Genomic DNA, 13,628 nt, shown 5'->3' with positions numbered 1-13,628 from the left:
TTGTGCCCGGTCACCCGCGTCGGGGTGCGTTCACTGCGTCACACATCGCGTCGATGACGCGAGGGGCCTTCTCGGGCCCGTTTCCGGTAAAGAGAAGCACTTGTTCGACCGCCTGGTAGAGCAGCATCTCCAGCCCCGGCACCACGGTCCCGCCCCGGGCGGACCACGCGGAGGCCAGTGCACTGGGCCACGGCTCGTACGCGACGTCCAGAAGGACCGGAGGCACGTCACCCGGCGACGGGGCACTCCCCCGGTCCGCCAGCTGGGCCGCCAGGCCGTCCGCCGCACGGGGCGGCAGCGTCGAGATCACGACGTCGTACTCCACCAGACTGCCGGTCGCCGAGTCGTAGGGCAGCAGGCTGAGCCGCACCCCGCTCGCGTCCGCGGCGCCGAACGCCTCGGCCGCCCGGCTTTCATCCCGGGCGAAGAGCACCACGTCACGGTGTCCCAGCCGGGACAGCGCCGTGATCGCGGCCGCGGAGGTCCCCCCGGCGCCCAGGATCGCGGCGCGGCGTCCCAGGGTGGACCCGTCGCCGGGAACCCCGTGGAGCGTCGGCAGGCCCGCGGCGTGGCGGAGGGCGTTGATGATGCCCGTGACGTCCGTGTTATGGCCCGTGAGCCGGGTGGCGCCGTCGGCATCCGTCGTCACGACCACGGTGTTCAGCACCCCGAGTTCGGCCGCGGCGCCGACGCACTCATCGACCTCGGAGACCATCGCCCGTTTGAGCGGCATGGTGACGGACAGGCCGCACCAGGCCGGCTCGCGGCGCACTCCGGCCATGAAGGCGGTCAGCTCGGGCTCGTCCACATCCACCGCGGTGTACTCGGCGTCGAAGCCCAGCACACGGTACGCCGCATTGTGCAGCGCGGGTGACTTCGAGTGGGAGATGGGATGCCCGAGGACCGCGGCCCTGCGCATCATTGGCAACGTCCTGCGTTGGCGCTGCACCACTCCTGGTAGAGCGCCACGTTGCGGTTGTGCTCCTCCAGGGTCTTCGCGAAGCGCGTCTCACCCGTGTCCAGGTTGATGGTCACCCAGAACAGGTAGTCGGAAGCCTTCGGATGGGCTGCGGCATCGATCGCCATCTTGCCCGGGGATCCGATGGGACCGACCGGCAGGCCGGGGTTCGCATAGGTGTTGTACGGGTTGCTCTTATCGTCCTTCTCGGCCTGGGTGAGCTCGTAGCTCTTCCGGCCCAGCCCGTACGTCACCGTGGCGTCCGACTGGATGAAACCGACCGTCTGGGCGTTGTGCTTCAGGCGGTTCATGACGGCGCCGGCGACGGTCGGATAGTCCGCCCGTCCTGCCTCGGCCTGCACGATCGAGGCGATGGTCAGCATGCGGTACTGCTCGTCGGCGTCGGTCACGCCTTGGGCCTTGAGCTCGTCCTGCGTGGCCTTGACCAGCTGGCCGATCACCTGCTTCGCGGTGCTGCCCACGGCGAACCGGTACTCGCCCGGGAACAGATAGCCTTCCAGGTTCTTCGCCTTCGAGGACACCCCGAACTGTCCCGGGGCGTTGGCGAGGTTCTTCAGATCCGAGATCTCGAGTCCGGTCCCCTTGGCGATCGCTTCGAGGGACTCCCCCAGCCGCAGACCGGCCGAGAGCGCGACGTACGAGACCTTGTCCTTGCCGCTCGCGCCGAAGACGTTCACGGCGTCCGCGGACTTCATCTCCTTGCGGAACGTGTACTTGCCCGGAGAGAGCGTGATACCGGACTCGCCGAACGCCTTGATGAACGTCCCGGCATCGGCGACCACGCCCTCCTCCTTGAGGGAGTTGGCCACCTGGGTGACGGACGAACCCTGCGCGACCTCGACGGACACGGAACCCGTGCCGGGCCCCGGGTAGTCGGTCACGCGGCCCCAGCCGAGGCTGGGCCCGATGAACTGGAACGCGGCGAACGCACCGCCTGCCACGAGCAGGAAGGACAGGAGCACGGCCACCCAGCCGCGCACCCGGCGGTGCTTGCGGGGACTGGCCACTTCCTCCTGGAACGCGGTCTTGGCGGGCTCGTCCTCGTCATGCCCCGGTTCCGGAGAGTGGATGAACTGGAAACCGTGCGTCCCGGCCGCCTCGTGCTGGCCGTGGTGCTGGGCCTCGGAGTCCTCGACGGCGGCAGCGTCGGCCGCCTCCGCAGCGGTTTCGGGACGAGCGGTCTGAGCAGCGGGCCGGTGAGCATGCGCCAGAGGATTGAGGCGGGTGTGCGTCGGTTCCGGGTAGAAGTGCTGGGCGTGAGCCGTCGCAGGGACCGGCGCGATGCGGGACTCGGACCCCGATGCGGACGGAGCGTCGTTGCGCTGGGCGCTGTCCTTGAGGTCGCCCTCGGCAGCCGGCTCGGAGGCGGTCTTCGCAGCCAGGGCACTCTCGGCTGCCGCCTTCTCCGCCTGGATTCTTTCGGCTTGGGCCTTCTCAGCCCTGACTTTCTCAGTCTGGGCCTTCTCAGCCTGAGCCTTCTCCATCTGGGCTTTGTCGGCCGCGGCCTTGTCGAGGCGAGCCTTCTCTGCTGCCGCGCGTTCGGCCGCTGCTGCTTCCGCTGCGGCGGCCCGGTCACGGCGGGCCTTGTCAGCCTGAGCCTTCTCGGCGGCGGCCCGTTCGAGCCGGGCCTTCTCCGCCTGAGCCTTCTCTGCCGCGGCCTTGTCGGCGGCGGCCTGGGCCGCACGGGCACGCTCGGCGGCCTTTTCAGCGGCAGCCTTCTCAGCGCCGGCGCGTTCCTCGGCGGCCTTCTCGGCCGGCGTCGGGGTGTCCTGTCGCTGGAAGGCGTCGCGCCGTCGCGGCAGCTCGTCCTGCTCCTGATCGAACGGAGCAGCGGCGCGCGCGGCCCGCTCCTGTTCCTCGCGCTGAGCGAGAAGACGCTCCCGCGCACGAAGTTCCCGCCGGGTCAGCGGCATCCCCTCTGCGGCCATGGGACCGTCAGCCCGGGACTGCTTGTCCCCGGGCTCGTTGTTGTCCGTGCTCACGTACGGGTGCCTCCATCACTTTCCTCGAAGGTGGCGGAATGGGCGCGCACCGGCGTCCCCACATCAGGTCCTTGGCGTTTCTGCATGTCAAGCGCATGCTGGAGGATGTTCACCGCCGCCACCTGATCCACCACTTTACGATGTTCCCGGCCGTCCATTCCAGCTTCGCGAAGCGTCCGGTGCGCCGTGACGGTGGTCAGACGCTCGTCGAGCATCGCCACGGAGCACTCGACGGCGGCCTCTTGAAGCCGGTCGGCGAGGATCTGAGCGTAGTCCAGCGCCATCTGCGTGGACTGACTCTCCCCGCCGCGCAAAGTGCGCGGAAGGCCGACGAACGCCCACCGGACCTGCCGCTCGATGATCTGGCGGACGATCACTCCGATGTCCGAATTCTTCTTGCTGTCACGCTGCAAGGTCTTGAAAGGGGTGGCCAGGATTCCGTCCGGATCGCTGACGGCCACCCCGACCCTCACCAGGCCGACGTCGATCCCCAGGCGGACGCCCCGTGGAGCGTCCGCCGGAGACGTCTGTGCATGGTCTTCCATCCGTGCCTAGCGGTTGCGGATCGCGTCGACGATGGCGGTGAGAGCCGTGGGGATCTTCGCGGCGTCGGTCCCGCCGCCCTGGGCGATGTCGTCCTTGCCGCCGCCACCGCCGCCGAGGATCCCGGCGGCAGTGCGGACCAGGGCGCCGGCCTTGACACCGGCCGCGCGGGCCTCGTCGTTCGTGGCGACCAGGACCACGGGACGGCCGTTCGCGACGCCGGCCACGGCGACGGTCGCCGCTTCGCTGCCCAGGCGTCCGCGGAGATCCAGCACGAGCGAGCGGAGGTCATCCGCGCCGCCGACCGTGCCGGCGTCGTGCGCGATCACACGAACGCCGTTCGCGTCGCTGGCGCTGTTCAGCAGCGTGGCGGCCTGAGCGGCGAGCTGTTCCTTGCGCAGGCGGTCGAGTTCCTTCTCCGCGGCCTTGAGCTTGCTCAGCGTGGCGCCGATGCGCTCGGACAGCTGGCCGGAGGGGACCTTGAACATCTCGCTGAGCTCGGTCACCAGGGCGCGCTCTGCGGCGAAGTGGCGGAACGCCTCCATGCCGACGAAGGCCTCCACACGGCGGTTGCCCGAGCCGACGGACTGCTCGCCCAGCAGGTTCAGGCTGCCGATCCGCGAGGTGCTGCCCACGTGGGTGCCACCGCAGAGTTCACGGGACCAGGCGCCGTCGATCTCCACGACGCGGACTTCGCTGCCGTAGTTCTCGCCGAAGAGGGCCATGGCGCCGAGAGCCTTCGCCTGCTCGAGGCCCATCACCGAGGTCTTCACCTCGAAGTTGTTCCGGATGGCGAGGTTGGCCACTTCCTCGATCTCGCTCTTGGTGGCACCGGAGAGCTGCTCACCCCAGGCGAAGTCGAAGCGGAGGTAGCCGGCCTTGTTGAAGGAACCACGCTGGGTGGCCTCCTTGCCCAGGATCTGGTGCAGGGCGGCGTGAACCAGGTGCGTGGCGGTGTGCGCCTGCTCGCCAGCGTGACGGCGCTCCGCGTCCACGGCGGCGCGCACGATCGCGTCGGAGGAGATCTCACCCTCGCGCACCAGGGCCTTGTGCACCGAGAGCCCCTTGACCGGGCGCTGGACGTCCAGCACCTCGACCACGAAGCCGTCACCCGTGATCAGACCGGTGTCGGCGGCCTGACCGCCGGCCTCCGCATAGAACGGGGTCTCCGCGAGGACCAGTTCGATCTCATCGCCCGTGGTGGCGTGACCCGTGCGGGCGCCGCCGCTGAGCAGCGCGCGGACCCGGGACTCGGTCTCCAGCTCGTCGTAGCCGGTGAACACGGTCTCGCCGTCGGCCAGGATGTCGCGGAAGACGGTGACGTCGGCGTGGCCGCCCTTCTTGGCTTTGGCGTCCGCCTGGGCACGCTGGCGCTGCTCCTGCATGAGGTCGCGGAACTGCTTCTCGTCGACGGCGACGCCGGCCTCCTCGGCCATCTCGAGCGTCAGGTCGATCGGGAAGCCGTAGGTGTCGTGCAGCGCGAAGGCGTCCTCACCGGACAGCGAGGCGCCCTGGGACTTCGCCTGGACCACGGCTTCGTCGAGACGAGCGGTGCCGGAGGCGATGGTGCGCAGGAACGCCCGCTCCTCGGCGTAGGCGATCCGGGAGATCCGGTCGAACTCGAGTTCGACCACCGGGTAGACGCCCTTCATGGCGTCGCGGGAGGCGGGCAGCAGCTCGGGCAGGCAGGCCTGCTCGACGCCCAGCAGGCGCATGGAGCGAACCGCGCGCCGGATCAGGCGGCGCAGCACGTAGCCACGGCCTTCGTTGGACGGGGTGACGCCGTCGGCGATCAGCATGAGGGCGGAGCGGACGTGGTCCGCCACGACGCGCATGCGCACATCGTCCGTGTGGTGCGGGTCCTCGGGGCTCTCGGCGGAGGTGTACTCCTTGCCGGAGAGCTCGGAGGCCTTGTCGATCACGGGGCGGACCTGGTCCGTCTCGTACATGTTCTCCACGCCCTGCAGGATCATGGCGAGGCGTTCCATGCCGAGGCCGGTGTCGATGTTCTTCTTGGGCAGCTCGCCGACGATGTCGAAGTCCACCTTCGACTTCACATTGTCGATCTGGTACTGCATGAAGACCAGGTTCCAGATCTCCACATAACGGTTGTCGTCCGCCTCGGGGCCGCCCTCGATGCCGTACGCCGGGCCGCGGTCGTAGTAGATCTCCGAGCAGGGGCCGGCCGGGCCGGGCTGGCCGGTGGACCAGTAGTTGTCGCTCTTGCCCATGCGCTGGATGCGCTCGGCCGGGATCGCGGTGTGCTTGAGCCAGAGTTCGCGGGCCTCGTCGTCGTCCTCGTAGACCGTGACCCAGAGCTTCTCCTCGGGCAGGCCGTAGCCGCCGTCCTCCACCGGGCTGGTGAGCAGTTCGTAGGCGAACTTGATGGCGTCTTCCTTGAAGTAGTCGCCGAAGGAGAAGTTGCCGCACATCTGGAAGAAGGTGCCGTGGCGTGCGGTCTTGCCGACTTCTTCGATGTCACCGGTGCGGATGCACTTCTGGACGCTCGTGGCACGGCTGTACGGAGGGGTCTCCTGCGCGGTCAGGTACGGGATGAAGGGAACCATGCCGGCCACGGTGAAGAGCAGGCTGGGGTCGTTCGAGACCAACGAGGCGGACGGCACCGCGGTGTGGCCCTTGGAGACGAAAAAGTCCACCCAGCGCTTGGTGATTTCCTGCGACTTCATGAGGAAGTGAGTTCCCTTCGGCGTGACACGGGCCGATGCCCGGTGATGCATGGTGGCGGACCAGCTGTCCGCCGCGTTCAATTGTGCCTTCATGGCCGCCCCGGGAGCCAATCCCGCGGCCGGTTTGCGCACCCGTTCCGGGGCGCGGCGATCAGGTGCGACGGCGGGAGGCCGCCGCCGTCGCGCGGGTCAGGACCGCTTGTCGTCCAGGGCGAGGGCCGCCCGGAGTTCGTCCTCGCGTTCCTTCATGCCGTCACGCACCTGATCGGCGAAGTGATAGATGCTGTCGCTCAGACGCCCGACCGCACGGTTCAGGCCTTCCGGGCCGACGGCGTCGCGGGCTTCGGAGAGTTTGCGGAAGACCACCACGCCCAGCGCGGCGCCGACTCCCAGCCAGAGGATTCGCTTCATCATGCGTCCTTCCTTCCGTCAGCGGCTGCGGCGGCCGGCGGGGCGCTGCGAGCCCCGCTTGCGCGCCGACAGGGCCGAACGGACACCGTGGCTGAAGGCAGCCACCTTGATCAGCGGACCACCCACGGTCGCCGAGATGAGCGAGGAGAGCGCCGAGAGGTTCGCACTCGCATCCGCGACGTTGTTCGAGATGCCGTCCACCTTCTTCAGCTGCTCATTGGTCGTGGTGACGGTTGCCGTCACCTCCGTCATGAGAGGCTGGGCGCCGTCGCTCAGCTCCTTGATGGAATCCCTGATCTCATCGAGCACCTTGCCCAGCTTCAGGATGGGCACTGCGAGGAAGAGGACCAACAGCAGGAAGACTCCGGCTGCGATGAGACCGGCAATGTCACCGCCACTCATGACTTTTCTCCTTGAGGTTCGTGGACAAGCACGTGTCCTACCTTATCGCCCGTGACCGCCGGCACGGCCCGGGAAAGAGAAAGAGCCCGTGGCCAGGGCCACGGGCTCCTTCCAGAGGCTCTTAGCGAGCGTAGAATTCCACGACGAGCTGCTCTTCGCAGGTCACGGGAACCTCAGCACGCTTCGGGCGACGCACCAGGCGTGCCTGAAGGGCCTCAAGCTTGACATCCAGGTAAGCCGGGACGGCCGGCAGGACATCGCGGTGGGCGCCGGCGGCAGCAAGCTGCAGCGGGACCATCGGGATGCTGCGCGGGTGCACGTGGATCAGCTGGCCTTCGGAAACGCGGAAGGACGGGCGGTCCACGCGCTGTCCGTCAACCATGATGTGGCGGTGCACCACGAGCTGGCGGGCCTGGGCGATCGTGCGGGCGAAGCCAGCACGAAGAACCAGGGCGTCCAGACGCATTTCGAGCAGCTCGACCAGGTTCTCACCGGTCAGACTCCTTGGTGCGACGAGCTTCCTCGAAGACGCGGGTCATCTGAGCTTCACGGATGCCGTACTGAGCGCGCAGACGCTGCTTTTCACGCAGACGAACGGCGTAGTCGGAATCCTGCTTCTTGCGGGCGCGGCCATGTTCGCCGGGTCCGTACGGACGGCGCTCCATGTACTTGGCGGCCTTGGGAGTCAGAGCGATGCCGAGGGACCGCGAAAGGCGGGCCTGACGGCGAGCACGAGTGCTGTTAGCCACTTGTGTCCTTCCAATGGTGCGGTTTTTGTGGTGTTAACTGGCCTCCCGTATGGAGAGCATCGGCAAACCGCCGCCTTTTGCTACTGGTCCCGGGCGCGCGCCACCCTCGCGGAGAACCGTGAGAAGGGTGCTTGCCGGCGGGATCATGCCAGACAAACCTCAATTCTAGCATGGTGGTCCTGCCTGGTTCAGCTCTGCTCAGCGCTCCCCGCGCACGATGCCCCGCAGCCGCTCCAGGCGTGCCGCGATCTCCCGCTCCGAGCCGTTCGCCGTCGGCTCGTAGTAGTTCCGGCCCACGAGGTCGTCCGGCGGATACTGCTGCCGGGCGATCGAGTGGGGTGCGTCGTGGGCGTAGAGGTAGCCCTTGCCGTGGCCGAGGCCCTTCGCTCCCGGGTAGTGGGCGTCCCGCAGTGGCATCGGGATGTCGGTGCCCTTACCCGCTCTGACGTCCGCCAGCGCCTTGTCGATCGCCAGATAGGCGGCGTTCGACTTGGGCGCGGTCGCCAGATGGACCACGGCCTCGGCCAGGATGATCCGGCCTTCGGGCATGCCGATGAGCTGCACGGCCTGGGCCGCGGCCACCGCGGTCTGGAGCGCGGTGGGATCGGCCATCCCGATGTCCTCCGCAGCGGAGATCACGATGCGCCGGGCGAGGAAGCGCGGGTCCTCCCCCGCTTCGATCATGCGCGCGAGGTAGTGCAGCGCGGCGTCGACGTCGGAACCGCGGATCGACTTGATGAACGCGCTGATCACGTCGTAGTGCTGGTCGCCCTGGCGGTCGTACCGCACCGACGCCTTGTCGATCGCCTGCTCGGCCTGGGCCAGATGGAGCACGGCCTTGCCCTGGCCGTCCTCATCGGAACCGCCCGCATGCTCTCCGAGCGCGACGCCGGCCGCGGCCTCGAGCGAGGTCAGCGCCCGCCGGGCGTCCCCGGTGGAGACGCGGACCAGATAGTCGAGCGCGTCCTCCTCGACCTCGATCTTGCCGCCGAGCCCCCGGTCGTCCTCGATGGCCCGTTCCAGGAGTCCGCGGATATCAGTGTCCTGAAGAGGTTTGAGCGTCAGGAGGATCGACCGCGACAGCAGGGGCGCCACGACCGAGAAGGACGGGTTCTCGGTGGTCGCCGCCACCAGGATCACCCAGCGGTTCTCCACACCGGGCAGGAGGGCGTCCTGCTGTGCCTTGTTGAAGCGATGGATCTCATCGAGGAACAGCACGGTCCCCTGACGGTGCAGGTCCCGGCGCTGCAGCGCCTCGTCCATGACCCGGCGGACGTCCTTGACCCCCGCGGTGATGGCAGACAGCTCCACGAATTTACGGCCCGGCGCGTTGGCGATCACATGCGCCAGGGTGGTCTTGCCCGTCCCGGGCGGTCCCCAGAGGATGATGCTCGACGGCCCGACGGCGGACGGTTCGCCGCTCGACTCCGCCAGCGACCGGAGTGGCTGGCCCGGCCGCAGCAGATGCTGCTGACCCACCACGTCCTCGATGGTCCGGGGCCGCATCCGCACCGCCAGCGGCGTGAGCGGATACGCGGACGACGAGGGCCCCCCACCCGAGGGGGAATCGCCCGGATCGCTCTGGGAGAAATCGTCCTGGGAAAAGAGGTCAGCCATGCTCCCCAGCCTAGCGGGCGAGGGGCCCCGCCGAACTACCAGGCTCCGCTGCCTCAGCACGCTCCGGGCGCGCGGCGCAGAGGGGCACTGCGGTACCAGTAGGAGCCGGCCTCGACGAAGCCCAGGTCCCGGTACAGCGCCACGGCCCCCTGATTGGCACGCGTCACGCTCAGCCAGAATCCGCGCGGGGTGGCCGGCTCGGCCAGGAGCGCGGTCAGGATCGCGCGCGCGTGGCCCTTCCGGCGGTGCGCTTCGCGCGTGACCATGCCGTAGATCCCCGACCACGCACCCACGTGGATCGCCTGGCCGACGGCGACCGGGGCGCCGTCGTCGTCGCGGAGGAGAGCGTGGCTGGACCGCACGGACTCCTGGATGGCCCGCGCGGTGTCCGCAGCCTCGGCGCCGCCGTGGCCGCTCGTGAGCCACCACGCGTCGAACCATTCCTCGGTCAGGTCCGGAGTGATTTCGACGTGGCCAGGCGCCGGCGGAACCGGCCCGGCGGACGCCTCCCGGACCATGAAGATCGTGTGGGACTGCGCCCGGTAACCGAGTGCGTCGAGGCGGGCATCCAGGGCGGCGTCCGCCGGATCCGAGGTGAGCTGGAACAGCGCCGGGAGCCGCTGCGTGCGGTACCAGGACTCAGCGTCTTTGATGGCGGCGTCGACGTCATCCACGGGCGCGTACGGCCAGACCGAATTGGCCCGCTGCGTCACGCCGGAGGCACTGCGGAGCAGCCAGGCACCGGTGTCGAACGTGGTCAGGCCCGGCCATGCTGCGTTCTGCAGCGCGGCCAGGCCTGACACGGAGGAAAGGGACTCCACGGGATCAGTCGTCCGAGGTCTCCCCTGCCGGCTTCTCAGCGGCGGCGGCCTTCGGGGCAGGCTTGAAGTCCACACCGGCCTCCTTGCGCTGCTGCGGCGTGATGGGAGCCGGAGCGGCGGTCAGCGGGTCGTAGCCGCCACCGGACTTCGGGAAGGCGATCACGTCGCGGATGGACTCGGCGCCGGCCAGGAAGGAGACCACGCGGTCCCAGCCGAGGGCGATGCCGCCATGCGGCGGGGCGCCGTACTTGAAGCCCTCCAGCAGGAAGCCGAACTTGCTCTCGGCCTCCTCCTTGCTCAGGCCCATGACCTCGAACACCCGCTCCTGGACATCGCGCTGGTGGATACGGATGGAGCCGCCACCGAGCTCGCTGCCGTTGCAGACGATGTCGTAGGCGTACGACAGGGCCGACTCGGGATCCGTGTCGAAGGTGTCCATGAACTCGGGACGCGGCGAGGTGAACGCGTGGTGCACGGCGGTCCACTTTCCGGCGCCGACGGCGACGTCACCCGAGGCGACGGCAGCGGCGGCCGGCTCGAACATGGGCGCGTCCACGACCCACACGAAGGCCCAGTCGCCTTCCGACACGAGACCGGTGCGGTGCCCGATCTCGACACGGGCGGCGCCGAGCAGCGCGCGGGAGGCCGACTTCTCACCGGCGGCGAAGAAGATGCAGTCACCGTTGGAGGCGCCCACCGCGGCGGCCAGGCCCTCGCGCTCCGCATCCGTGAGGTTCTTGGCCACGGGACCCGTGAGCTCGCCGTCCTCCTTGATGAGGACGTACGCGAGACCCTTGGCGCCGCGCTGCTTGGCCCATTCCTGCCACGCGTCCAGCGTGCGGCGCGGCTGTGAGGCCCCGCCCGGCATGACCACGGCACCGACGTACGGGGCCTTGAACACGCCGAAGTTGGTGTCCTTGAAGAACTCGGTCAGATCCGTCAGCTCCAGGCCGAAACGCAGGTCCGGCTTGTCCGAGCCGTACTTGGCCATGGCCTCGGAGTAGGGCATGCGGCGGATCGGGGTGGGGATGTCCACGCCGATCAGCTTCCAGAGCGCGACGACGAGCTTCTCGCCGAGGGCGATGATGTCGTCCTGGTCGACGAAGCTGGCTTCGATGTCCAGCTGGGTGAACTCGGGCTGGCGGTCCGCGCGGAAGTCCTCGTCACGGTAGCAGCGGGCGATCTGGTAGTACTTCTCGAAGCCGCCCACCTGCAGCAGCTGCTTGAAGAGCTGCGGCGACTGCGGCAGCGCGTACCAGGAACCCGGGGCCAGACGGGCCGGAACCAGGAAGTCGCGGGCGCCTTCCGGGGTGGAGCGGGTCAGGGTGGGGGTCTCGATCTCGAGGAAGCCCTCGGAGTGCAGCAGCTCGCGGGCCACACGGCTCGCTTCGGAGCGCAGGCGCAGGTTGCGGGACAGGACCGGACGGCGCATGTCCAGGTAACGGTGCTTGAGGCGGGCCTCCTCACCGACCTCCACATGCTCGTCGATCTGGAACGGCAGCGGCTCAGAGGTGTTGAGCACCACGACCTTGTCCGCGATGACCTCGACCTCGCCGGTGGCCAGCGCGGGGTTCTCGTTGCCCTCAGGACGCCGCTCGACCGTGCCGGTCACCTGCAGCACGAACTCATTGCGCAGACCGTGGAAGACCTCCTCCTCGCGGACCACCACCTGGGCCACGCCCGAGGCATCGCGGAGGTCCACGAAGGCCACTCCGCCATGGTCACGACGGCGGGCCACCCAGCCTGCCAGGGTGACGGTCTGTCCGATGTTCTCGGCCCGGAGAGAGCCGAGGTCATGTGTGCGCAGCACAGCATTCCTTTCGAGTGAGGCGGATCCTCCCGCCGCCGACGAGATTCTGCAGATGTTCCGGGCGGGAAAACTCAAGGATCGTCAGGACCTCGCGGTCCGACCCAGACGATTTTACCCGGTGAGCCTGCTCCCGCCCGCCACCGGACACGTGAGCGCGGTGGCGGGCGGGAGGTGGGCCCGGGGAGGGATCAGTCCGCGAGGCGGGCGATCACCTGGGGACGGAGATCCTCGGTGGCGGGGCTCCAGAGGGCCGGGTCGGCCGTCACCTGTTCGCCGCTGCGGATGTCCTTGACCTGGTGGGTGCCCTCGGCGTCCGTGAACCAGACGAAGGGGATCCCGCGGCGGTCGGCGTACTTGATCTGCTTGCCGAACTTCTCGGCCTTGGCGGCGACCTCGGTGGCGATGCCGCGGCTCCGCAGCTGGGCGGCGACGTCCTGGGCGCCTGCCCAGGACTCGTCGTCGTTGAGCGCCACGAGCACGGCGGTGGGCACGCTGCGGCTGGCCGTCGCGAACTCCTGCGACAGGATGCGGGACACCAGACGGGTCACGCCGATGGAGAGGCCGACGCCGGGGAAGGTGCGGTTGCCCTTGGTGGCCAGGGACTCGTAGCGGCCGCCCGAGCAGATCGAGCCGAGCTGTTCGTGGCCGACCAGCACGGTCTCGACCACGGTGCCCGTGTAGTAATCGAGGCCACGGGCGATGCTCAGATCGGCGAGCACCTTGCCGGGCGCCCGGAGCGACGCGGCGGCCACCACCTGCTCGAGTTCAGTGAGGCCTTCCTCCAGGAGCGGGTGCTCGACGCCGAGCGCCCGGACCTGCTCGACGAAGGAGGTGTCCAGGGTCTGGATGGTGGCGAGCTTCAGGGCCGCTTCGGCCTGCTCCGGGGTGGCGCCCAGCTCACTCTGCAGGAGCTCGGCGACCTTCGCGGCGCCGATCTTCTCCAGCTTGTCGATGCTGCGCAGCACGCCGGCCGTGTCCTCCAGACCGATCCCCCGGTAGAACCCTTCGGACAGCTTGCGGTTGTTGACCCGCAGGCGGAATTCCGGGATGGGCAGCGCGGAGAGCGCCTCGGCGATGACCAGCACGATCTCGACGTCGTAGCGGAACGGCAGCTCGCCGTCGCCCACCACATCGATGTCCGCCTGGGTGAATTCGCGCGCGCGGCCTTCCTGCGGACGCTCGCCGCGCCACACCTTCTGCATCTGGTACCGGCGGAACGGGAACGCCAGGTAGCCCGCGTTCTCCACGACATACCGGGCGAACGGCACCGTCAGGTCGAAGTGCAGGGCCAGGGCGTTGGGGTCCGACTTGCCGGAGGCGTCGTCATCATCCTGGAGGCGGCTGAGTCCGTAGACCTCCTTGTCGATCTCACCCTTGCGCAGGAGCTGGCCCACCGTTTCGACCGCCCGGGTCTCGATGGAACCGAAGCCGTGCAGTTCGAAAACGCGGCGCAGAGTGTCCAGCACATGCTGTTCCACCACGCGTTCCTGTGGGAGCCACTCGGGGAATCCGGACAGGGAGGGGGTGCGTGCCATGCTGTGAAACTCCTTTGACGTGCGGCTTTTCGCCTGCTGCGGGGGAAGCCGTGCCTAAACTAGGTGCGTCAGCCAGTTTAAGCCGTGGCTGG

Annotated in this window: 10 protein-coding genes and 1 pseudogene; all 11 read right to left on the bottom strand. The window is 68.8% G+C overall.

Annotated elements, in window-relative coordinates:
- Positions 1-10: 10 nt before the first annotated feature.
- Positions 11-922, bottom strand: a complete 912-nt coding sequence (locus QFZ52_RS06555) for a shikimate dehydrogenase (RefSeq protein WP_307496821.1) — start codon at positions 920-922, stop codon at positions 11-13.
- Complete coding sequence (gene mltG, locus QFZ52_RS06550; RefSeq protein WP_307496820.1) at positions 919-2,961, bottom strand: endolytic transglycosylase MltG; 2,043 nt, start codon at positions 2,959-2,961, stop codon at positions 919-921. Before mltG ends, QFZ52_RS06555 begins: the two co-directional genes overlap by 4 nt.
- Complete coding sequence (gene ruvX / locus QFZ52_RS06545; RefSeq protein ID WP_307496819.1) at positions 2,958-3,506, bottom strand: Holliday junction resolvase RuvX; 549 nt, start codon at positions 3,504-3,506, stop codon at positions 2,958-2,960. Before ruvX ends, mltG begins: the two co-directional genes overlap by 4 nt.
- Positions 3,507-3,512: 6 nt before the next feature.
- A complete protein-coding gene (gene alaS, locus QFZ52_RS06540) occupies positions 3,513-6,191 on the bottom strand; it encodes an alanine--tRNA ligase (protein ID WP_307496818.1) in 2,679 nt (892 codons plus the stop codon).
- 189 nt (positions 6,192-6,380) lie between these two features.
- Positions 6,381-6,602, bottom strand: a complete 222-nt coding sequence (locus tag QFZ52_RS06535; RefSeq protein ID WP_307498680.1) for a DUF6167 family protein — start codon at positions 6,600-6,602, stop codon at positions 6,381-6,383.
- A gap of 18 nt (positions 6,603-6,620) precedes the next feature.
- Entirely contained in the window at positions 6,621-7,004 is a 384-nt protein-coding gene (locus QFZ52_RS06530; RefSeq protein ID WP_307496817.1) for a DUF948 domain-containing protein, read from the bottom strand.
- 121 nt (positions 7,005-7,125) lie between these two features.
- Positions 7,126-7,753: pseudogene (gene rpsD, locus QFZ52_RS06525) on the bottom strand (30S ribosomal protein S4).
- 198 nt (positions 7,754-7,951) lie between these two features.
- Positions 7,952-9,370, bottom strand: coding sequence for a replication-associated recombination protein A (locus QFZ52_RS06520; RefSeq protein WP_307496815.1), 1,419 nt, complete (start codon positions 9,368-9,370; stop codon positions 7,952-7,954).
- Between the two features lie 53 nt (positions 9,371-9,423).
- Positions 9,424-10,191, bottom strand: coding sequence for a GNAT family N-acetyltransferase (locus QFZ52_RS06515; protein ID WP_307496814.1), 768 nt, complete (start codon positions 10,189-10,191; stop codon positions 9,424-9,426).
- 4 nt (positions 10,192-10,195) lie between these two features.
- Positions 10,196-12,001 (bottom strand): aspartate--tRNA ligase, encoded by a 1,806-nt coding sequence (gene aspS, locus QFZ52_RS06510; RefSeq protein ID WP_307496813.1) that lies wholly within the window; start codon positions 11,999-12,001, stop codon positions 10,196-10,198.
- 188 nt (positions 12,002-12,189) lie between these two features.
- Positions 12,190-13,536, bottom strand: coding sequence for a histidine--tRNA ligase (gene hisS, locus QFZ52_RS06505; protein ID WP_307496812.1), 1,347 nt, complete (start codon positions 13,534-13,536; stop codon positions 12,190-12,192).
- Positions 13,537-13,628: the final 92 nt, after the last annotated feature.

The sequence above is a fragment of the Arthrobacter woluwensis genome (genome assembly GCF_030816155.1).
GTDB lineage: Bacteria > Actinomycetota > Actinomycetes > Actinomycetales > Micrococcaceae > Arthrobacter_E > Arthrobacter_E woluwensis_A.
This window is presented reverse-complemented; position numbering and strand designations above follow the sequence as displayed.